Annotated in this window: 21 protein-coding genes; 8 read left to right on the forward strand and 13 right to left on the reverse strand. The window is 32.6% G+C overall.

Annotated elements, in window-relative coordinates; all coding sequences use genetic code 11:
- Nucleotides 1–314 precede the first annotated feature (314 nt).
- Together ABC357_RS16600 and ABC357_RS16605 are read left to right on the forward strand one after the other, a co-directional pair.
- Nucleotides 315–782 carry a hypothetical protein gene (locus ABC357_RS16600; RefSeq protein ID WP_412888726.1) on the forward strand — a complete coding sequence of 156 codons (468 nt, stop codon included), beginning with the start codon at nt 315–317 and terminating at the stop codon, nt 780–782.
- The gene (locus ABC357_RS16605; protein ID WP_412888727.1) at nt 763–1,371 is read left to right on the forward strand and encodes a hypothetical protein; all 609 of its coding nucleotides are present in this window, start codon (nt 763–765) and stop codon (nt 1,369–1,371) included. Before ABC357_RS16600 ends, ABC357_RS16605 begins: the two co-directional genes overlap by 20 nt.
- A gap of 74 nt (nt 1,372–1,445) precedes the next feature.
- On the opposite strand, the gene ABC357_RS16610 is transcribed toward ABC357_RS16605, so the two are convergent.
- The 11 genes from ABC357_RS16610 to ABC357_RS16660 all read right to left on the reverse strand — a co-directional run bounded on the left by ABC357_RS16610 (nt 1,446) and on the right by ABC357_RS16660 (nt 12,724).
- The gene (locus ABC357_RS16610) at nt 1,446–1,697 is read right to left on the reverse strand and encodes an AbrB/MazE/SpoVT family DNA-binding domain-containing protein (RefSeq protein ID WP_412888728.1); all 252 of its coding nucleotides are present in this window, start codon (nt 1,695–1,697) and stop codon (nt 1,446–1,448) included.
- Nucleotides 1,698–1,712: 15 nt separating this feature from the next.
- Nucleotides 1,713–3,188, reverse strand: a complete 1,476-nt coding sequence (locus ABC357_RS16615) for a hypothetical protein (RefSeq protein ID WP_412888729.1) — start codon at nt 3,186–3,188, stop codon at nt 1,713–1,715.
- Nucleotides 3,189–3,212: 24 nt separating this feature from the next.
- The gene (locus tag ABC357_RS16620; RefSeq protein ID WP_412888730.1) at nt 3,213–4,235 is read right to left on the reverse strand and encodes a hypothetical protein; all 1,023 of its coding nucleotides are present in this window, start codon (nt 4,233–4,235) and stop codon (nt 3,213–3,215) included.
- Nucleotides 4,236–4,481: 246 nt separating this feature from the next.
- Complete coding sequence (locus ABC357_RS16625) at nt 4,482–5,051, reverse strand: hypothetical protein (protein ID WP_412888731.1); 570 nt, start codon at nt 5,049–5,051, stop codon at nt 4,482–4,484.
- Nucleotides 5,044–6,087 carry a peptidoglycan DD-metalloendopeptidase family protein gene (locus ABC357_RS16630; protein WP_412888732.1) on the reverse strand — a complete coding sequence of 348 codons (1,044 nt, stop codon included), beginning with the start codon at nt 6,085–6,087 and terminating at the stop codon, nt 5,044–5,046. Before ABC357_RS16630 ends, ABC357_RS16625 begins: the two co-directional genes overlap by 8 nt.
- 17 nt (nt 6,088–6,104) lie before the next feature.
- Nucleotides 6,105–7,988, reverse strand: a complete 1,884-nt coding sequence (locus ABC357_RS16635; RefSeq protein ID WP_412888733.1) for a VirB4 family type IV secretion system protein — start codon at nt 7,986–7,988, stop codon at nt 6,105–6,107.
- An 11-nt stretch (nt 7,989–7,999) separates the two neighbouring features.
- Entirely contained in the window at nt 8,000–9,040 is a 1,041-nt protein-coding gene (locus ABC357_RS16640) for a TraC-like domain-containing protein (protein WP_412888734.1), read from the reverse strand.
- Nucleotides 9,041–9,070: 30 nt separating this feature from the next.
- A complete protein-coding gene (locus ABC357_RS16645) occupies nt 9,071–9,346 on the reverse strand; it encodes a TrbC/VirB2 family protein (protein ID WP_412888735.1) in 276 nt (91 codons plus the stop codon).
- A 455-nt stretch (nt 9,347–9,801) separates the two neighbouring features.
- A complete protein-coding gene (locus ABC357_RS16650) occupies nt 9,802–10,797 on the reverse strand; it encodes a helix-turn-helix domain-containing protein (RefSeq protein ID WP_412888736.1) in 996 nt (331 codons plus the stop codon).
- A gap of 223 nt (nt 10,798–11,020) precedes the next feature.
- The gene (locus ABC357_RS16655; RefSeq protein WP_412888737.1) at nt 11,021–11,461 is read right to left on the reverse strand and encodes a hypothetical protein; all 441 of its coding nucleotides are present in this window, start codon (nt 11,459–11,461) and stop codon (nt 11,021–11,023) included.
- A 63-nt stretch (nt 11,462–11,524) separates the two neighbouring features.
- On the reverse strand, nt 11,525–12,724 hold the full coding sequence (locus tag ABC357_RS16660; RefSeq protein WP_412888738.1) for a hypothetical protein: 1,200 nt from the start codon (nt 12,722–12,724) through the stop codon (nt 11,525–11,527).
- A 375-nt stretch (nt 12,725–13,099) separates the two neighbouring features.
- On the opposite strand from ABC357_RS16660, the gene ABC357_RS16665 reads away from it, so the two are divergent.
- Nucleotides 13,100–13,711, forward strand: coding sequence for a hypothetical protein (locus ABC357_RS16665; RefSeq protein ID WP_412888739.1), 612 nt, complete (start codon nt 13,100–13,102; stop codon nt 13,709–13,711).
- Nucleotides 13,712–13,731: 20 nt separating this feature from the next.
- Here the strand turns inward: ABC357_RS16665 and ABC357_RS16670 are convergent, their stop codons facing one another.
- Nucleotides 13,732–13,995 carry a hypothetical protein gene (locus tag ABC357_RS16670; protein ID WP_412888740.1) on the reverse strand — a complete coding sequence of 88 codons (264 nt, stop codon included), beginning with the start codon at nt 13,993–13,995 and terminating at the stop codon, nt 13,732–13,734.
- A 271-nt stretch (nt 13,996–14,266) separates the two neighbouring features.
- Nucleotides 14,267–14,491 carry a hypothetical protein gene (locus ABC357_RS16675; RefSeq protein WP_412888741.1) on the reverse strand — a complete coding sequence of 75 codons (225 nt, stop codon included), beginning with the start codon at nt 14,489–14,491 and terminating at the stop codon, nt 14,267–14,269.
- 189 nt (nt 14,492–14,680) lie between these two features.
- Between ABC357_RS16675 and ABC357_RS16680 the strand changes: the two genes are divergently transcribed.
- From ABC357_RS16680 to ABC357_RS16700, 5 genes are read left to right on the forward strand one after another with little or no spacing between them, the layout of a single operon-like run.
- Nucleotides 14,681–16,759: a MobA/MobL family protein gene (locus ABC357_RS16680; RefSeq protein WP_412888742.1), complete on the forward strand. Its 2,079-nt coding sequence runs from the start codon at nt 14,681–14,683 to the stop codon at nt 16,757–16,759.
- Between the two features lie 12 nt (nt 16,760–16,771).
- Nucleotides 16,772–19,042: a VirD4-like conjugal transfer protein, CD1115 family gene (locus tag ABC357_RS16685; protein ID WP_412888743.1), complete on the forward strand. Its 2,271-nt coding sequence runs from the start codon at nt 16,772–16,774 to the stop codon at nt 19,040–19,042.
- A gap of 30 nt (nt 19,043–19,072) precedes the next feature.
- The gene (locus ABC357_RS16690; RefSeq protein WP_412888744.1) at nt 19,073–20,581 is read left to right on the forward strand and encodes a hypothetical protein; all 1,509 of its coding nucleotides are present in this window, start codon (nt 19,073–19,075) and stop codon (nt 20,579–20,581) included.
- A 14-nt stretch (nt 20,582–20,595) separates the two neighbouring features.
- The gene (locus tag ABC357_RS16695; protein WP_412888745.1) at nt 20,596–20,790 is read left to right on the forward strand and encodes a hypothetical protein; all 195 of its coding nucleotides are present in this window, start codon (nt 20,596–20,598) and stop codon (nt 20,788–20,790) included.
- A gap of 3 nt (nt 20,791–20,793) precedes the next feature.
- Entirely contained in the window at nt 20,794–22,482 is a 1,689-nt protein-coding gene (locus ABC357_RS16700; RefSeq protein ID WP_412888746.1) for an ArdC family protein, read from the forward strand.
- The last annotated feature ends 175 nt before the right edge of the window (nt 22,483–22,657 follow it).

Consider the following 22,657-nt stretch of genomic DNA (forward strand, 5'->3'; position numbering starts at 1 on the left):
AAACGATGTGTAGACATCGTTTTTTATTTTATCCGAACTCCCACAATTTCTAAGCCTACTTTCTTTTTCTTTTTGTCTGCAGCTTTTATCATTTTCAACACTTTTAATTCAGAGCTTTGTTTCTTTTTCATAGTCATTCTCCCTATATCAATAAAGTTTTACATATAGTTTGTCCTATAGGAAGGAAAATATACGTAAATAAGAATAAGTAGTCATAAAAAAGCCCTTCCCCACTTATATATAAGATAGAGAATGGATTTATGGAATTTTGGACCTGGGATAAATAGAAAAAATAATTAGGAGGGAGGAAGAGGATGAAGTATATAAGTCCCATAGGAAAAAAGATAAATAGTAATTTGAGTTATCAAGTTGAACAAATTACAGAAAATAAAATTATTAGAAAAACCAGAACGGACAAGCGACACCCGGTTAAATTTCCAGTCAATGAAATTTTGAAAATGAAGTTAAAAACTCAATGTATACTACTTAACGAAAGGCGTAAGGCCGAGCAAAAATCTATTCTTTCCCAAACAGATTTTAATACATTTTTATTACGTTATGGACTAAGTAAACAGGATTGTATAACCTTCACAACGGATTATAAGGACAGCAAAATGTACATGCATACAAAGCTCCTGGAAACAGAATACGCATTGATTGGTGGCCCTTATGGTCTGTCAATTAAACACAATTTATCTAATCGAAAAACTGTAACTTATATTATGGCCACAGTCATAAAATGGCTGGAAAGTGGTGGGATCAATGACGAAATCTTTCAGTAATTTAGATGTGTTAAAAGGGAAATTAGAAGGGAAAAGACCGAGTTTATTAAGTATTTTTATGGGAAGTAATAAAGAATTTATTTATATAGATATTCCGTATATTGATTACATTCGTGGCAATGTTTTTGTGGAGGATATGAAAGAAAATTTTGATGATGTTCCCTATAATTTTAATCTTAGTTACCTCATTTATCTTTTGTATGATGAATTTTTAACTCAAGTCAAACTAGGAGCAAATCATAAAGAAGTAGCTTCCTATTTAATTAATGCATACGACCAATATTGTACTGTGACTACACAAGAAGTAAGAGTATTGAAAGCAGTAAGTAAAAGCTCGTTTAAATTTGAGACTGCAGCAAAAGAGCAAAGGTCCCAGGAAAAACAAGTGGAGTTACAACTTAAAATGAAAAAATCCGAGATCCTTCGAGGGGAAATCATTTTACATGATATACAAGAATATCTGGGAGAGAAAAAAATCACCATCGAGCATATTCTTATTGCTCGTTATTTAGATTTTATTAATGATGTTAAAAAAAACGGTAATTCTTTAACTATACAAAAAGCGATTTTATCAAAATTTATATCATGAAGCTTTATAATAACTATAAAATTTATATTATTTTTATAGTTCTATAGAAAAACAAAAAGAGGAAAACTTTAAATTTAGCTTTCCTCTTTCAAATCTTTAATTAATTTTATGCCTTCCTCTGATACAAATACATCACCAATCATTTGCCCTTTTCTAGCCAATTTTCCGGTAATTGCACAGTATTGTTTATCTTTAAACGGCTTTATTATGATTGATTGAGTATTGTGTGAGACTTCAACATAATCATTCTCTTTTATCCGGAATGCAGCTAATAATTCGGCTGGAATATTGACTCTACCTTCTCTGGTCACTCGTCTTTTGTGCAAAGGATCGCACCTCACTTAAAACCCATTAAGGTTATTAGCCTCGACTTGCTGTATTAAATCGGGATTCCCTACTTGTTCAGCAAAATTTTTGGCTTGTTCATTATCTCCAAGTTCTAAATATGCAGTTACAATTTGCTGCTCTTTACGACCATTAATTTCAACCTTGTTCAAATAAGACAACATGTATTTATACTTTTTCTCTATAAAACCTACTTCAAATTCTACATTTGGATTTTTTACTTTCATGCTTTGTGATATATCGGGTAATTGATCTAATCTATTTTGTGTCAGGAGATAAGCAATTACATCATTCGCAATAATTGGAACTTCCGTTAGCAAATTTCCCAAGTCATTTGCTTCATCGTATACTTTAACCAGTAAAGGTATATCGCTGGCTGATAAATCTAACTTGGGGACATTCTTAATTAGTTGATAAGCCTTTACATTTTCATTTCCATAAGAATACCTATAGGCTTGTACTAATTTATTATAATATTGAGGATCTGACTTGAACATCTCAGCTTTATTTTTTTTAATATCCTGATCGCTTTTAAGATGTAATTCAGGAGCTTTTTCAACTGTAGCCACCTTTTTCTCTTTTGCTTTATCGGCTGCGTTATCAGTTCCACTTCCTGAAAATATCTTTATTAATACTAATAATAATGCAGCTCCAACAATCAGTGCAAGTTTAGTATTAGACATTGATCCTTTCTTTTTTTTCTTTGAATTTGGCCCCTTATTGCCCGGTGATTTACGGGGTGTATTTTTCTTAGCTGATTTACTTTTAGTAGGTTTATCTTTCTTCTTTTTAAATGTTAAATTTTTCTTACTTTGTTTTTGTTCCTCCTGAACTTCTTCGGATTGATTTATTATATTCCCTTCATAATCGACTGCTAAAGAATCTAAATAAATAGATAAATCATCTAAATTATCTATTTTCAATAAATTTTCTACAAAAGAAATATTATCTTGATCCGGATTAATAAAGTCTGTTCGACTTGGTTTATTAATGATGGTCTTTAGGGTGGTTAAACTAAAAATAATCAATTGTTTAACAGCTTCCAATGGCTCTGCTGGTTCATATATCTTAAAATACTCAGTTTCAAATATTATCGTTTTTAATTTTTTCTCAAACTTATCTAAAACAAAGTTATATTTATCCCAAGAAATTGTGACTCCGTTCTCCTGGGATTGAGCAAGTCTAACTAAGGAATCAAAGTACGGCAATTTTTCTTCTAGAGACATTTGCTGTAACTGGTCAAACCCTTCGACGTGTAACAAATCATAGTATAATAGTACGTACCTATTAACAATTTGAATATCACTTGGAAGTAGATAATCGTCTGGATTATCAATAGTTTGTAACTTCCTTTTTATATCCTTTTCTATAGCTTCTTTATTATCCGTTCCTACCTGATCAATAGGAATACGATATTTAAAGGCATTCCCTTCAATTTCAATATTTCCAAATCTATTAAATGATTTCCTCAACCTTTACACTTCCTCGATTACTCTTTATTTTTTATAAGCCAAATAGCGAACGACTTTACCCATTGATCTACCAGTACCTGTAGATGCTCCCAGACCGCCTAGCATAGATGGAATAACTAAAGCAAGGAATAGGAATACCAATGATAAGAAAAATCCTACTATTGGAGTTGAGATTCTTGGTAATGATTGCACAAAACCGAGCTGTCCGGTTAGAGCAGCCATCCCCAACATAAACATTAGCGATTGACAGAACAATGTGACAACGTTGTTAATAATCAATCGTAGCCATAAAGAAAAGTAATCATATTCCTCATTTACACCCGTTGGGATCGCAATTGGACCGACTACATACAGGAATCCGAATAAGCAAAACCGATACACTAGAGCAATTAAAAAAACGATATTGACCAGCCCAATGACTAAAGTAAATGCAATGGAATAGTTTGGTGAATTCACAAAAATCATCATTAAAAGATCATCTTTACTTAATCCGGCATCTAATAAGCTTGATACAGCTAAATTTTGTATATTCAATATGTAATCAAATATTGGTGTATACAATGCTAAAAATATAGTACATACAATAGTTTTTAATAATTTGTCATTATATGTTTCTGGTAAATCATCCGGTGAACCGAGTCTTTTTGCCACTGCAGCCATAATCTGCCACAATAAAAATATTGTTAGCATTGTATAAGATAAGCTGGATAAAGCTTTTTTATATTGCTGGAATTTTTCATCTTTTACTATGAGATCCGGTTCTAAGACTAATAACTTTGTTCCTTCGGCAATAACATTTGTAATACCAATGACAGGCTCGTATTGAAAGGCGTTAATATGGCAAGATAGATCCGTAAATCCACAATCAAAGGAGTTTGTTTCACTATCGAATGCCTTAATAAACTTTATCTGAGATTTTGAAAATCCTTTATCTTCAAAATCCGATTCATGTTTTTTATAAAAATCTCCTTTTTCCGCAAAGACAGGAGAAGCTATAGACAAGATTGCAAATAAAAAAATCATAAAACTGGCAAGCCATTTTTTCATATTAAAACACTCCCGTTATAAGCAAATACACGAAAAAAAACGCTATAACAAAGGGTATATAAAAAACTAATCCTAACAGCATTACATAGTCCTTTTTGACTTTATATAGCATTTCTTTTTTTGGCTCTACATTATGCTTGCTTATAAAATTTTCTCTAAATATTTCAACTTTTTTATTCGCTATGCTATCTCTTTTTTTTAACAGTTTCTCTTGTAGTGAAAACAGATTGGATATTATATTGTTAATCATTTATTTGGCTCCTTTTTAGAGAGCTGAGAGTTTAAATAATCATCCATATTGTCGTGGATCTGATATAACTGATAGGAATTAACTTTATAAGTAGTCTCTTCTTTTTCTTTTATCCAATTAATATCTGTAGATAAAAAGAGTACATGTTGATCTATGGTCCCATGTTCTTCATTATCTAATGGGCTTTTATACATGACTTTATATAGTACGACTGAATGAGCTTCATTCGCTGATAATTTTTCTGTTGATATACTGAGTATTTTAATTTCTTGATCATTTTTAATATCTGCACTTTCTAATTTACCTGTGTTTTCAAGTGCTTTTTTATATTGATCTTTTAGCTTCTTTATAAAAAAACTCGATGGCTTGCCGTTATGAATAGCCTGGATAAATTTTTCTGCTTTTTTATTGATTGAAGGAATTTCTTTCTCAGATTGGGCAATACCTTTCCAATGTTCAATTTGACCTTCTAAGTCCGATTGTTTAGAGTGCAATCGGACTGAGACAATCAAAAGAACTAACGCTATTATGCTTACTAAAAGTAAAAGCCAGTTCTTATTATTCAATTTTTTTCGCTCCTTCTAAATAAGGGAGTGGATCTATTCGTTCTCCATACGGCCTTCCGAGTTGAATTTCAAAGTGCAAATGGGTTCCTTTTGCGGCCCCGGTTTCCCCACATGTACCGACTTGTTGGCCTGCTTGGACTTGTTCCCCCACTCTTACCAACACATCTTCCATATGACCATACAAGGTATATTTATCCCCATGTTTTAAAACCACATGATGACCATAGCCACTACCGTACCCATCCGGTATAGCATAAGCAACTTCTCCGGTCATTGCTGCCTTTATAGTGTCACCTTTATTACAAGCTAAATCCTGCCCTTTATGGAATTCTTGAGAACCGTCAAATGGATCTACACGCCAGCCGAAATTACTTGTCTTATTAATGGTAGGAGTAGGTAAAACCATATCTCCATCAAGTCCTGCAACCGTACAGTTCATTGTTAGACCACCTAATTCTGCAGTTATTGATGTTACAGTAGGTATCCAATTAGCATTAAGGTTATTGGGATCATTTTCAGCTCCAATAGGTGCATATTTGTTACCAATCTGATCAATAGTCACCAGACCTTTAGAAATGTATAACCTATACAAATTGCCAGCCATATAGTCTATACCTTCCTCTAAAGAAGCAAACACTCTCACAGTTTGCCAATTAGTAGCTGGGTCCATAATTCCCCCAGGATTGTTTTTATTATTAACTGCATTAGAAGTTCCTCTGCCAGTTTCACTAAAAGCAATAGCAGCTAATAAAACAGGATCTACTTGATGTTTTTCGCCTGCTTCTATAAATGCATCGGCATATCCAGCAAAAGCGCCAGCGCTATTCAGCGTTTTTTCAAAGGACTCTCTATTTAAACCAGAAGAACTACAAGATACAGCGCCAGAGCCTTCACTTTTTGAGCCACTTCCCATAAACGCTACCATTGCAGCACCCACTATGAGAAAAACCAGTAGTGCTACTATTAAAATAAAAAATAGCACTACAGGATTTTTTAATAACAGTCCAATTCCAGCACCCTTTATTCGATCATTCATGCTAACACCTCAAATTATTAAGCAACTGGAATTTCATCAATTTTTTTATTATCAAACCATATAGCAGCTTCCACATCGGTTAACTTCACATTACATTGGACTTTTTTAGAGCCAACAAACAAGATTCCTTTTCCAGCCTGTTCTTTTTTATTTCCTTCTCGAACTGTAAGAATAGACTTTTCTTTTTCGGAGAATGTATGAGATAAATTGCTTTCTAAAAAGGCAATTTCTGATTCTTGCATCGGTAGGTACATTCTTTGTACGGATTGATTTATAACTGCTTCACCGTAATTTCTATGCCCATCTACAGCAGATAAAAAGTCTTTGATAGACTGTGTTGCTGTAGATACACCTACATTAAAGGACCGCAACACTTTTAACATAAAATATAATTGCTGCATGGCCAGTGGGATTTTGGGATCTGCAATAACGTGACACTCGTCAAAATAGAGCTGGGTATCCTTCCCGTCACCATTAATAACTGTATAAGTCATATGTGACATAATTAAGTAGTATATGATTCTTTGAATTTTCTCGTTTTGCTGGAAAGCTAGTGTGTCATAAGTAACTAGATCGTTATAGACGTTTACATTTGTATGTCCATTAAATAATTCAGAATAGCTGCCAGTAATGTATACTTGAATTCCCATATGAAATTTTTCAATATATTGATAGCGATTCAAGTTATCAGCCTTTAAATTATCAATAACTTTGTTAAAGTCCGATAATGTAGGATAATCCTCGTATTTTAAATTTGAGAACTTGGTCTCTTTTGTAATGCCTTTGATGGTATAGGTTTCTTCAATCAATTCATTAATAATGTTTTCTTCAAGATCATTCATATCAGGATACATAAGTTTAAAAGTAATAACTAAAGAAGGAATCTTATCATAAATAGGATTTTCGGAATTGATATATTCATCAGTTTCTACTTGATATTTCCCTCTAGGTAGATCAAACATATTCAATCTGCTTCCACCAGTCATAGAAAATCGAATCCATTCTCCACCCATATTCTTGAATTTTTCTCCGAATTCACCTTTTGGATCATTTACAGCTATCCTTGTACCAGCACCCCATTTTTTTGCCATATCAGCAAACATGGATGTACTTTTACCAACACCGGATATGCCGATGTAAAACTTATGTTTGTTTAATAACTGGCTATCATCCACTAAAATAACATTCTTTGTTTTTCCGTTAATACCAACAAAGACACCATCTTCATCGAACATTTCATTTTCGTGAAACGGGAAAAAATAAGAGACAGCTTCTGAATTCATCATGCGTGAAGTCAATTCCGGTATTTTATTTTTGCCGAGTGGTAGAAAAGATTCAAAGGCATCAAAAGCCCTCATATCAGGATTATGTGCTGTACCGATTGGTCCAATTTGAGATTTTACAATTTGAGTCAAACGGTCCAGTTCTTTAAGAGATGGAGCATTCAAATGAACTAGCATATGAACGTCATACATTACGTCACTTCCACTAGCAAGCTCTCTAATAACCATGCCAGCGCTATCCATCTGAACTTGAGCATCTACTTTACTTGCTTCGTCCAAATTCGCATCAACAACTTTTTTCTTACCTTGTTTGATGGCCTGTCCTAACTGTTGCCGAATAACACCAGAATTTTTCCGTTCAAAATGATACGTAATACTAACGTTACTGCTTAGTTCGCTTAATTCTTGAATATCTTCCTGGGATAATACTGTAGCAAAATCGACCACTACCAATGTACGAGTAAAATTAGAACCAAGCTGTACATAATTGACTTCTTCTTTTATATAACTTGGTGATAAAGCAGTCAGTAGATATTGATCATATTCGCCAATCGTCTGTTCAAAATCGTCTTCCTCATTCTTTTTCTTAGCGAAAGGCCACATGTTCAAAAAGCCCATATATCCACCTCCTATGAAATGTTTTCTTTCAATTGTCTTTGCAATGTATCTATTAATTGTTGTGCTGATTCTTCGCCTACCGTTACATTAGATCTATTAGATGCCCGATCACCAATATAACTACCGATTGCTACAGCATTATCATAATCAATACATGTGTAAATTAATTTTGATAATTGTTCATTATTCAGTTGGTTAATACGCAATGTTGTATAATCTAAAACCATACTTTCTAATTTTGAGATTAATAACTTTGATTTTTGATCAATGTCGTCTAAAGCCCGATCTCTATCGTTACCAATTTTCACACGCAAAATGACATATCTTTTCCTTGTTACTAAATCTGTAGACTTTTGGATATTTTCTACAAATTTCGAATAACTACGATTCAACAATCTTTTGGTAGTGTTTTGCTCATTTTTTGTTTTGCTTTCAGTAACTTGGATATGTCGAGATAGATTAATAGGCTGCGCAATCTGAGAAAATTGTATATCTTTAAGAAAATTTGTGGTATTCATGAATACCTTAAATGCATCAAGGGCCGACCTTTTTTCAGGACGATTGGCTAAAGACAAGTTTACACTGGAAACCTCAAAGACTCTTACAAAGTGATTGTCATTTGTTTCATAACAATCGGCATATGTCGTTTTTATCCCGATTTTTCTTCGAGCATCGTTTTTCTCACTCATTTGAAGTTCTCCTTTTTTATAGAAAAACTCTTTTACTCTTTTTTTATATTTGTATTTCCATAAAACACTGTATTGTAGCAGTGTTATTTCCTTCCGGACCGGGTGTTTAATTGACTGGAACACCACAATGGCGATGGTAGGTGCAAAAGCTATCGTAAGTGTGACCTTGCCAAGCATTCCACCTAGATATAAAAAGATAGTGGCCAAAATTGAAAACAATAGAAATGGCACATAATACGCCAAATCAATAAAGGCCACTTTACCTATTAAGTATCTCTTTGTATCAATCGGTACAGGAAGTTCTACTTTCAATTCATTTCTTAATTGTTCCTTTCGCTCGTAAGCAATATTACGAGAAAGCATTTCCTCACCTCATTCGCAAAGGCTTATAGATTAAGCGAGTAGTGATTTTACCCAAGTAACGATGATTGGTCCCAATACAAAGATTACAAGGCCAGCAATACACATCATCAATCCTTTTTGGAAACGTGGAGCATTTTCTTCGCTTCCTCTCCAAGCCATAGCAGCACAAATGATAATACCAATAATAAAAATTGTAATAAAAGTGTTTGTGATATTTGATTGTAAAGTATTAAGTAAAGTTTTGATTTTATCAAATGGATTGGCTGCTGCAGCTTCACCTAATACAAGATTCTTTAAACCATACATGAATATTTCCTCCTTTCTAACCATGATAAAAAGCCTATATAGGCTTCAAAATTATTATAGTATTCCTGTAGATAAATGACAACTAAAATTTGTAAATAGAAGTAAGAACTGGTTGGAATACCATTATTAAAGAATAATAGTATTAAGCAAGTGTAGGGTATCAATTCTTGATAGGCGAGGGGTATCAATTTTTGACAGGCAAAGTATCAGTTTTTGACAGGCCAGGGGTATCAGTTTTTGACAGGCGAATTTATGCACAAGGAAATTGTAATTTAGGGGATAAATAGGGGTATCAAAAATTGACAGACCGGGGTATCAGTTTTTGATAGGCGATAAATAGGGGTATCAATTTTTGATAGAGGGAGGTGTCAAAAATTGATAGGAAAGAATATATATCTTTAAGAAAATCTTTTAAATAATAATAAAAAAACCTCTGAATATAATAATTCAAAGGTTTACTCATTTCCTATATTAATGATTTTAATGTCTAGTATTTTTATATCTAAATGAACTAAGGATTCATGCAATAAATCTTTATACCTATTATTAATCCAATCTGCAGTAAATTGATTTAAACAATATGCTGAGAGAACATCTTCTCTAAGTTTAAATAAAGTATCTTTAAACCATGTTTCAAAAGAAGGCTTGGAAAGCTTAATTTCCATGTATTCTTTTATTGCTTTAGTAATAAATTCATCTTCATTTGTCATTGTCTCTTTAATGGAATCATTAGTTGCAGAAACACGTTTTATTGATCTTTTAGATTCTACTAACTTTCCAGATTCAATGAATTCGTCATATATTTGATGATAATTAATTCTATTTGCAAGATTGTCAGGATCATAACCAGACATATAATCTTTCATAAATTTATCATGAGCATTTTGTAATTTATCCGGCAATTGATTATATAGTTCCTTTGGCAAAAAAGGAACCTTTCTGCGAACCTTAAATAGTGGTGCATCATCCATCTTTTTATTTTTGCCGTTTTCTTTATCTGCAGCAGCAGCCACACGATTAAAGCGAAAAATAAATCCATACTCTTCAAGTTTAGAAAGCCATGATTTTAACGTGTTCTTGGTAAAGCCTGTATGAGCTTCTAATGTAGCCAGGGCAGGATAACAATAATCTTTGCCATAACAATAGCTTTTCAGAGTAACAAAAAGGGAGAGTCCCTGTGACTTAATAAATGGTTGCCAAAAATGAATCAAATAGTTATGTACGATGGTAAAATGACTATCTTCAAAATGTAGATATTCTCCATGACCATCCAAATTAAAACTTAATACATCTTCTTCTTTAAAATAAACTCTGTTTCTAACGCTGTCTAAATACGTAAATTCTTTGTATTCACCGTCTTTTTGTTTAACAAATCTATTTTTTTCGAGTTTAGTATCTTCTTTTACAACTCGATAATAGATCAAAGGTGAACTTGGCTGTGTATCTGTCATATCCTTACCTCCACTTCTACCCGGTGGTATAAAGTTGGGGGTTTATATTGTATTCTTAATGATTTCTTGTTAAACTATCATTAATCAAATACTTAAAAACCCCCGCCTGTTCTATCTATTCTTTCAGGGCCTAATCTGATAGAGAATAAATAGTTGGTGGGTTTTTTATTTATATTCATGATAGCACATGTAGCAGGAATTTTGACATTATTCTTTTATCAAATTAGTAGTCGCTGAGAGTAGTGCCATCTAGTTTTAATTTAGATTTTCCTTGCGAATCTTCTTGAGTAGGTGCTGGTTCATTATTTTTTTGTTCTGAAACTATTATATCCTGTTTTTGTTCTTCTTCTATTTTTTCTTTCACTATCCCATTGTCCATATCACTTGATTGATTGGTTGAGTTAGCTGTTGCTACTGTTTCCATTTGATGTGGAACTGTAGGAGATCCCGAAGAGTTAAATGTAACAATTTCTAAATACATTTTTCTTCTAACTTCATGATCCTCAACATCGGTATATCCATAACGGTCTATGGAATGTTCTATTAAAGACAAAATTGATTGAGTCGCATTTGACTGAGCAGCCAGCCAATTTTTTATTTTTTCTTTTTGGGAATCTTTTCTGTTTTTGTAGTTGATATTAATCACTTCGCTTGCTTTTGCCATAAGTTATTCCTCCTTAACAAAAGAAATAGGGAAACAATGTTTCCCTATTTTATTTTATATTGCTTAATTACTTTCTATTTTTTCGTTATCAAATAATGCTTTTGCAAGTAATAAAGTACCTTTAGCATTGAGATCAGTTGCGTATTTTTCTGGTATCCAAACTACTTCGCCCATAACCTCTTCTGCAAATTTTAAAAGTTCATCTTTAAGTAAGTTTTTAAAGACGATTGAACCACCACCATGTACAAAGAAGAAATCGGCCCCGGAAGATGTGTTTAATCTGAAAGCTTTTTTTACGTTGTCTACTATTTTGTTAGTTTGAATGTGTTTGGCTTTTTCTAGTTGTTTTTTGGCTACTACGGCTTTCTTATTATTACTTTTAAGTTGTTCCATAAAATGCTGTCTTGTCAATTCACTTGCATTTCCACCTAATAACTCGTTATAAAGAGAAATAGCATGTTCAGTAGCGTGACCAACTCCTACTTTAAGACCTGAGCTACCATTTGGTACTGGATTAAATCCTCTAGTTACTATTAACTCACTAGTCCCATCCCCAATATCAATATGTAGAGCATAGGCATCTTTAAAATCTTCTGGCGTCATTTTTTTATCATAGTCGTTGTTGTATTCATCAAGAATATCTTTAGGACTATTCCGGAATGCCAACATAGCTGTTTTCCCTTCTTCCGTTACCTTGCAATCTTCCACCTTAATTTGAACAGTTACTTGTTGAGTAGCAATATAAAGAATAACTGTATGTGCAATAGACTCTCCATTATCATTCTTGTTCAAGAAGCGATTCTGTAAGAAATCAGCAGGGCCTGCTTCATATTCACTTGACGGTATCGCAGTGCCTAATGAAATAGATTTTTCAAGGTTTGTAGGTAAAACCTTTTCATTTTCATATGCTTCCTCAACTGCCTGAGCAGCAACTAATCCTAAAGTCATAATGACTGGAATATCATGCTTAGATTTACCACCTAATAAAACATCCATATTGTTTATGTTTTCAGGGTTTGATAAAGCCTTTTTACCAATGAAATACAACCCATCTTCCTTAATAGCAGCGCTTGATATATGTATAGCTAAGTTGTCGTATAGGTTGGCCATGATTTGTTCAACTCGAAGATCATTGCCAGAAGGTTTTTGTAAAAGTGGACTAACAACACTTGGTTGTTTAACAAGAACTATATTTTCTTTTTCATCAAAATAAGCTAATTCCGTTTTTGCATTCCCAATGTCAGATCCGATTAATTTTCCCATTTATTTCACCTCAAAAGTTTTTTAATTACTTGTTATTTTTATTATACACAAATTTGTTTTAAAAAACAACAAATAAAATAGTTATTTTGTATTTTTTAAATATTACATTTCGACAAATGACTATATAAATATAAAAATTATATTTTTTTTATATTTTATTTATATCAATATCGTAGCTAAATGTCGATTGTTTCAATTAAATTAGTAGAAAGTATGAAAAATATTGTTATTTTGTATGTATATTCTATTAAATTAATGGTTATTAAATATTTATATAATATGGTAGAAATAAATTCTTTTATTAGAAATAAAATCCATATTTTCTATTCCTTAGTGCTATAATATTTTAAAAATAGAATTGGAGAGTGGTCAATTTTGCATAATCAAGACACAACAAAAGATGACTTTTTAGAAGCGATATTTGAAGTTCTAAAGCGTTTAATGAAATACTATGAAAGAAATAAAGAAGAACAAGCGAAGGTTTTAAAAGTAGGGGAAATGGCCAATCAAAACATAGAAAAGCAGCCAGATGAAAAGATCAAAAATTTCAAAGAAGCAATGGGAGAAATATTAAAAAGTGATGTGCCGGAAGAAGTAAAAAATATAGCAAAGACATTTCATGATAATCCAGTTGAATCAATGGCAATGTTAAGCCATATAGTAAATGAAAATGTATTAGAAAAGGCGAATGAATTAAAACAACTAACAAAAGAATCAAGCGATATAATCTCAGCGATAAAGCTTGGTGTTAATATGAGTAATCCAAATGCACTGGATCAACTCAGTGAATTGAATAATTTAGAAAACAGGGAAAAACAGAAGCAATACACAGCAAACAAAGTAATTGAGGAATTGACTACAAATAAATTGAAAAATGATATTGAAAGTCAGCTTCAATCTAAGGAACAAGTAACTTCTAAAAACGAAAATGAAAAGGAAACAGAAAATACTTCTGAGAATGAACCTGAGCAAGATATGGAAAGATAAAAAATGATGCCGATTGAATTTTAGTCGGCATCATTTTTTTGTTTGTCTTTGAATTTTTTAGGCTTATTAGCCGTTACAAAAGGACTAAACATTTTGAACAATTCTTCTCGATCTGCAATTGTTAGATTATCAAGATTGAAATATTTCTCAGCAAGTGCACCAGTTTCGATCAAACGCCTGGCTCGTTCTTTTCTATAAGTAGATTGAGTTTGATATTTCACTTGTTGCTGCAATTGGTGTTTTTGACTTTTGAGCTTTGTTATTTTTTTTTCAATAGAATCCATATTGTCGAACTCATGATTCATTTCATCAGTCCCTTTTACATAAAAACCATTATTTAAAATGTTTGATCAAGAAATATATACATACTCCCAGACCAATAAAAAAAAGAAGATAGGGTAAAAAATAATAATCAGAATCAACATGAACTTGAACTTGTAGACGCTGAGTTTGCTTTTGTTCTTTTGTCGGATTACGATTTTTTTCGATTGGTTTTCCTGACAAGATATTCCCGCCTTTAGAATTATTGTTTTTTAAGTATTAAAAACAATTACATTATGAACTCAATGGAGTTTTATTTTTAATTCGTATTATTGCTTCATCTGTCAATTCTTCGATAACTGATAGAAGTATTTGTTCATCCGTACAATTCCATGAAGTTATTATTTTTTTTCCGATTGAAAGTTGTAAATTTTGTTCCATTTGTTTCTTTTTTTCAAGAAGTTGTTTTATTTGTTCTTCGATCTCATTTATTTTTTGTTGATTATTTTTTCTTGCCATATAAATCCTCCTTTTTATAAATTATACATATTGAGGAAAGAATTAACAAGTAGTATAATAGTATCAGGAGTGGAACGAGTGCCCATTTATGCACCCTGAAAGTGTGCTAATGGGTTCTCGCACATGCTCGAATAAATAATGCTACGCATTAGACCCGCAGGGGCTTTTAAAAATAAGGAGGATCAATACATGAGTTTGTATTATATGCATGCACAGTACGTTTCAAAAAAAACTCAGTCTGCAGTTGCAAAAGCAGCTTATGTTAGTAATGATTCCTTATATTCCGAAAGGGATGATTCTTTAAAGCGTTATAAGGTAAGAACCGTACCGCCAGAATCGTTTATTATTGCTCCTACACATGCTCCTGAATGGGTTTATGATCGGGAAAGATTATGGAATGAAGTTGAGAAAGTCGAGAAACAATTTAATGCACAAGTATTAAGAGAGGTGGTAATTGCTTTACCAGTTGAAATGGACTGGGAAATGCAACGTGATTTAGTTAGAGAGTATGTACAAGAGAATTTTGTTGAAATGGGTATGGTTGCAGACGTAAATATACATAGAGATAAGGACCATAATCCTCACGCACATATTCTGCTTACATTACGTCCTTTCAACGAAGATGGTACATGGTGGAAAACCAAAAGTAAGAAAGTATATCTTACTGATGAAAAAGGGAAAGCGTTATTAAACGATCAGGGGAAACAGAAGACAAAAAATATAGATTTAACTGGTTGGAATAGTAAAGAAAACTTATCTAGATGGAGAAAGAATTTATCCATTAAGATAAATGAATTTTATATAAGAAAAGGTATTGATGCATCGGTTTCACATAAGACATATGCAGAACAAGGACTAGATATTCAACCTAAACAAAGATTATCTAGAAGTGAATATTATGTTGAAAAGCAAGCAGAATTGGAAGCAAAAAAGGAAGGTAAAGAATATCATCCAGTAACCTACTTTGGTAGAGTTAATCGTGAAATTGAGCTTGCTAATAATGAAATTAAAAAGCTGGAAAAGGAAATTGCACAGTTAGAGAAAATCAGTGTTGATCTAAACCATGAAAAAGTAGAACAATTTGATAAAATTCGTCAAAACATTAAGTTTTCAAAAGAACAATTTAGTGCAATTCAATTTGTAGAAACTAGAGGAAAAGTTGATTATGTTGACTTCCAAACGACTAAAAAAGTTTATGACAGCTTAAATTTTTGGAAACGGAAATTAGATAAAACTTATAGAGCCTTACAACGTGAAGAAAAAGCGTTAAATGTCGTAAATGACTATAGACAAAAATCATCCGAAAATATTGTTAGGTATGGTTTTGTTAATGAGAATTTTGATGAACGATTTACTGGAAAATTATCTGTTGTAAAGGATGGATATACAGATCTTACAAAACAAGTTTCACAATTCAAAGATGCATTAGAAAAATCTATCATTGCTCATGAAATTCAAACTGATATTTTAAAACAAGAATTTGTATTTTTATATCCTCAATATGAAAATATCACGAATATAAAATCAGATGAACTCCTGGACATTATGAATGAACACGTCCAATTATTTAAAAATGAAAGGAAAGTGCTGCAAGAGATTGATGTGTTATCAGCTTATCCTGATTTTGTCACTCAAGAAGAGCAAGATTTTAGAAAAGACATTTGTTCTTTAATTGAATCATATAAAACTCATTCTGCAGTGCATTTTAAAATCCCTAAATTATTAAATGAACAAGAACGAGACTATCTGAATTTGGTTAAACTGAATAAAGATATTCTTTCGGAGAAAGTCGAAAAGCAAGAAGAAGTCTACAATAAAGCAATTAGTTATTTAATCACAAAAGGCGAAAATCAGCATAATGAGAAACAGTATGAAGAGGTTAAAAACAAGGTCTTAAACTCATTGATTTCACTGTATGGAATTGAGCAAAGAAGCATATTAGAGCAATTGCCAGACCGGATCAAAGTGAAATTATTAGAAAAGTTTATTGAGGACAAAGAAGTTGACTCATTGCATGCGGATTTAAGTGAAATAGATTGGAAGTTGAGAGAAAAACGCCAGGACAGAGAATTTGAAGGAAAAATGAACAAAGAATTCAATTTTGCTCAACAATCGAGTGTGAAAGGTTCTGCAGGTGGTTTATTGTCGGATCTTATCGACCAAGCAAAAGAGAATGAAAATAAATATGATGATTTAGAAAAGAAACGAAAAAGGGCTAAAAATAAAGGCAAGGGAGGTACTTATTCTAAAGGAGAATTATTGAGGTAAAGGGGTGTTATTGTGCAATCTAAAAAGAAAAAAAAGAATAAATTAGTAGATACTTTAATTGTATTGTTAGTGAGTATTGTACTTGCTTATGCGGCAGCCGGAGCATTACGGGCCTTGTTCCTAAAACAAAATCTCACTAAAACCGAAATGGATTTTCAAGGTACAATCCAATATCTTATTAATGGAGACTTGCAAGTTCAAGGATTGACTATTGCTGTTTTTATTGGTGCGTTTGTCCTATTGGTAAAAGGGACAGGAAACAAAAATAAGGGCTATGAAGATGCTAGTGATCATGGGGCGCATGGGAACGCTGTATTTAGTGATCTGCCAACTCTGAGAGAGCAAAAGTATGTAGCTGATAAGAAAGATAGTAATTTCAGTTCTAAAAACTATATCAAGACACTTGAAGCCAGCGAGGGCATTATTTTAGGCAGAGAAGGAAAAGAATTATTAATCATTCCACCAGATTCAGCACTGGATAATAGAAACGTTTGTGTTGTTGGTTCATCGGGATCGGCCAAAGGCCAATCATTTGTAATTCCGAATATTATTAATCACAAAAACGATACAATTATTGTTACTGATCCTAAAGGTGAATTGTTTAATCTTACTGCAGATATAAAAAGGGATCAAGGATATAAGGTTTTTCAAATAGATTTTCTTAATTTAAAAGGAGACCGATATAATCCTTTAGATTATGTTAATAACGATATTCAGGCTACAAAAATTGCACAGACAATTTCTCTGAACTCTGGGAAGGATGTTAAGCAAGATTTTTTCTTTAACACTGCAAAAGATTTACTTACGGGTTTAATTATTTATGCTAAGTCGATAAAACCAAATGCCAATATCTCTAAGGACGTAAAAGGTTTGTTCAATGAAGTATCCAGTGATGAAAGATTTTTGAAGGATCTATGTATTGAAATTGGCGATGAACATCCTGCGTATCAATATTTGAAAGATGCATCGGTATCTACTGGTAATACAAGAACATCCATTCTTTCTTCTTTTGCACAGCAGACAAGTGTATTTTCTCTATCAGATGTACAAAAGCTTACTGCGACAAGTGATTTTAATTTTCATGAATTCCAAGAGCAGAAATCTATACTATATGTTAAAGTCCCTGTTAAAGATAATCCAGTTCCAGCCTTAACAGCAACATTTTTTGACCAATTAATTTCTGTCTTATATCAAATTGGTGACGAAAATGGATCGGTTCTTAAAATTCCTACCGTATTTTTGTTAGATGAATTTGCAAACTTAGGTAAGCTAAATGGCTATGATAATACTCTTTCTACATGTAGGGGTTATCAGTTGAGCATGATGACTATAATTCAAGATTTAGCTCAACTAGAACAAGTCTATTCAAAAGAGCTTTCTAGAACTATTATGAATAACCATGATTCACATTTATTTCTTCGTACAAAAGACACTGAGACAGCCAAATACTTTGAAGCATTGGCCGGAAATACAACTATTAGATATAAGACCTCTGGTACTTCTAATTCGGGTGGAATGTTTAGTGCGAAAAGTTCTGCTTCTAGGAGTACAAATGAAACTTTAATCAAGAAGCCGTTAGTGTCACAAGACGAATTATTAAAGATGCCGGCCGAGAAATGTATTGTCTTTATGACTGGAAATGTTCTGATGCTGGATAAAGCGTATCAATCGCTTTTATATAGAGAATTCCTTACAAAAGAGACTGTTCAAAATGGAAGGAAGAAATTCGTTTACTGTTACCCAGAAAATCGCGAAAAATTCATACAACATTTTAATCTTAAACCACTAATGGTTGAACTTTCTGAAAAACCAGTTAAAAACCCTGTGCCTATCCCTGTTCCAGTAACAAGTGATGGTCAAAATGGACAAATTTCTGTTACTGCGACTCAAACTCATAAGGAGGATAAAGACAAGGCGATTAATGATTTAATTAGTAATTTCATTGAAACTATAGAGAAAAAAGAAAAGATAAAGTCACCTATCAAAATACAAGAGGTGATAGAGAATGAAAAAGAATTAAATATAAATGAACAAGAGGTTATCCAGGATAAACAAGAGAACAATACTGAATTTGAAAGTGATCCCGAAGAGTTAGATTTATTGAGAGCTATTTCACAAGTTAAACCCAAAATAGAAAAATCAGAGAAACTGCTTATGGAGATCCAACAAGAAAAAGAAATGCTCAGTTTTCTCGATGTTAGTGAAATAAGCGAGGAAGATGAATTGCCGACTTATATTACGGAAAATTCTGATATTAACTATGAAGATGAAATGCCATTTTGACAATTATATTTTAAATGAGGGGGTTTTTGAATGGAAAAGGAGAAGGAATTTTTAGGATTAATAGAGACTGTCACTGATGAATTTTCTTTAGATAGTGATAAAGCATCTATATTGAGCGCATCTTTCAATAATGATAGGGAATATACACTTTCTTTTCATAATGAAGGAGAACTGTATCAAATTACATATCAAAATGCAGAAGGAAAACAATTGATCCCTAAAAATGAGAAGTTGTTTGATGTAATTAAGGAGCCTTCGGAATTTGAAAGGTTGGTTTTAAATAAAGATATATCAGTTTTATCAATAGAAAATGAGATTACTGAATTACAGGATAAAGCAATAAATCTCATAAATAAGCCAATTGGAACATCAATTGAGATAGAGAAAAATTTTGAAATGGCAATGGATAGCCACGATTTAATATCGACTCAAAAAGGGTTAGTTGCAGTTTCTAAACCTTGTCAGGAGCTTCTAAATCAACAAACTGAGATTGTTGAAGCAATACATTTATATACAACGGAAATGGATAATATTTTAAATATCCCAGAATTTGCTGACGATCTAAATTATCGTGATATTGAACTATTTGTAGATGAAATGCGGCATATTTCACATGTAACCCATATTGCGATGGATCACAGCATTGAATTAAATAAAGCCATACAATCAGCTAAACAAGAAAATTTGGAAATGATGCGCCATACCTGGCATTTGAAAGAGTATTTACATGATCCGAAGAATTTCAACACTTTGACTGCAAGTGAAAAGGTTGTCTTGTCAGCTAACAGGGAACATCCTTTTAAAAAGGGCTTTGAAGAAGAATTTCAAACTATAAAGTCCTCTATAACGCAAAAAGAAGCGATCACATTTGTCTTGAAAGAGCAAATCAGTCATCCTGCAGAAAAGATTGAAGAAAGACTTAGCAACTTACAGAGTATTCAATCATACTTAGCAGAAGATCCATTTAATGCATTTTCGAGAAATTTAACTTCGGTTGATCGTTTGCAAAGTTTGAGTAATCAAGCTATAGATAGCGCTATAAAGGAACTAAACAAGGAATTAAAGAATACCCTTGAACAAACCCCGGAGCTGACTAAAGGAGCTGCTATAGATAATTCTAAGGCACAATCATTGATATTGCCAGCTACCAATTGTAAAGGAGCAATAGATGTATTTCAAATGGTTGAATTGGCTAAACATTATGCTCCTTTGGTTGAACAATACTGGAAAGATTCAGCATTGCAGACAATCAGTGAATATGTTAATTCACCAGAAGGCAAACCCTATAATATGGTTTCATTATCAAGTATCCATAAAAGTTTAAAGAAATCTGAGCAAACACTTGATGTTAAAAATCGGTTATCACAAGTGGAACAAACTATTGATTCAATTAAGCAAACCATTAACCAAAAACCCTTCCTATTCGATGGGAAGAAAGAAATGGCACAAGCTGCAGTACATTTTCTAAATGAACAATTTGAAAAATCACATGAAAAAATGAAGGAACAGCCAAAACAAGAATTCCAATTGGAACAATAAAAGGAGTGAACGGAATGTTGTTAGAAAAATATGAAATTACGGGATCAGAGATGCCTATTTTTATGAAAAAAGAAGAAAATCATCTTACACATGAAGAGATTGTTTATCTTGGAGAAAGAATTGAAGAATATGTTAATGTCGGCTTTATTCCTGTCTATTTGGGAAATAAGCAGATGTTTGAGAAAGTATTTATTAAAGGGGTGGAATAATCTATGGCAGCGCCTGCAGCAAAAAAATTAACAGTGGATGATGTAAATAAAACCTTAGAAAACTCCCTGAAAAATATCTTTGAATCTGACCGTTTTAAAGACCTATTAAATGTAATGGCCAACACCAAAAACTATTCTTTGAATAATACTATTCTGATTATGACACAAAATCCAGAATCAACTATGGTTATGGGATACAAAGACTGGCAAAAATTAGGGCGTCATGTAACTAAAGGTCAAAAATCTATAAAAATCCTTGCACCATCTATCAAAAAGATGGAAATGGAGAAAATTGATCCAATCTCAAAGTCGCCCGTTCAGGGAAAAGACGGAAAGGTTATAACTGAAGAGAAAAAGGTCATTACTGGATACCTTACTGTTTCTGTATTCGATATCAATCAAACAGAAGGGAAAGAGATACCATCTGTAAGGGATTTTACTAACCGAAATATGGCCGAAGATGAATATATGAGCAAGTTATATCATGATTATAAAGCCTTTTTAACAGAATCAAAGGGCATGGTCATTGATGAAGCAACAACAGATGGAAGTGGGGGCTATTATGTTCCATCAACTAATGAAATCGTCATTAGTACGAATGTGAATCAAAATGATACTCAAAAGTTTCGGGTGCTTGTTCACGAATATGCTCATGCACAATTACATAATAAACAGTCAGAGATGCATAATCTTCCGAGAGGTCATAAGGAAGCTCAGGCTGAAAGTGTTGCATTTGTGGTCAATAAATATTTTGGCTTAGATACAAGTGATATTTCTACAGGATATATCGCTACATGGGCTGCAGATATAAAATTAGCGAAACAAGCATTAGGTGAGATACAAAAGAATGCAAATTTTATAATTGACGAAATTGAATTATTACAGAAGGAAAAAATCAAGTCATTCTATACTGAACAGTCAAAAGATTATGAAGAAGCAAAGGCAGTTCTTACTTCACACTGGAAAGTACCAGAAAAAGCATTTGATCCATCTACTAAGGAAGTTACCCAATTACAGTTAATCAATAAGGACAACGGTATTATCCTTTCTGGAAAACTGGAATATAGCGAAAAGCAGGACAACTATTACTTGAGAACAAATAGAAATCTTATTGAACCACTATCTGATTTATCTAAAAATGGCAAACTTGCTGTTCTAAATGTTGAAAAAAATTTGGATAAGATTGAGGAAATTTCAGAGTATAACCGTATTCCGGATCAATATACAGTTAGGAAAATCCGGAATGGTCCCTATGTAGTCCAAAGTACGGCTGGTAAAGATATTATTTCTAAAGGTTTCGAGAAGAAAGCAGATGCAGAACACTTTAAATTAAGGGCATCCATTGGCCAATCCTTACACCAAAAAAGTTTCTTTAACGCTGAAAGAGAAAATCTACAGTTGAAAGATGAAATGATTAGAATTGTTTCAGTAGTGGAATCACAGATTAATTCTACGGTTGGTGATTACTTGTCACATCACAGCAATGCTGATATTTCAATAGTTGGTCCAGGGGGTGCTGCAGTTGGATGGGCTTTACTAAAAAATCCAGCGATAAGAGATGTAGATCAACTTAATGAATTTGCTGAGAAAAATAAGTATATACCTTCTTATAAAGGCTTACAGGAAGCGATTGTACATTCAAATAAGAAGGAAAACTCTGAAAGGGAAAGAGAATTAAACATAGAGAGATAAAAAATAAAAGGCTGCCATAGGTAGCCTTTTATCTTTGGTAACAAACGTCAAATGTCCATTTAATTAGTGAAATTATTACTAAATGGAAAATGTAATCTTGATAGATTCTGTCGTTTGATGTAATATAAAGATAATTATTGTGTGTAATTATTACCAAAACTTTAGTGGAAATTAG

Origin of the sequence: Bacillus kalamii, assembly GCF_047238185.1 — a bacterium.
Lineage (GTDB): Bacteria > Bacillota > Bacilli > Bacillales > DSM-1321 > Bacillus_AD.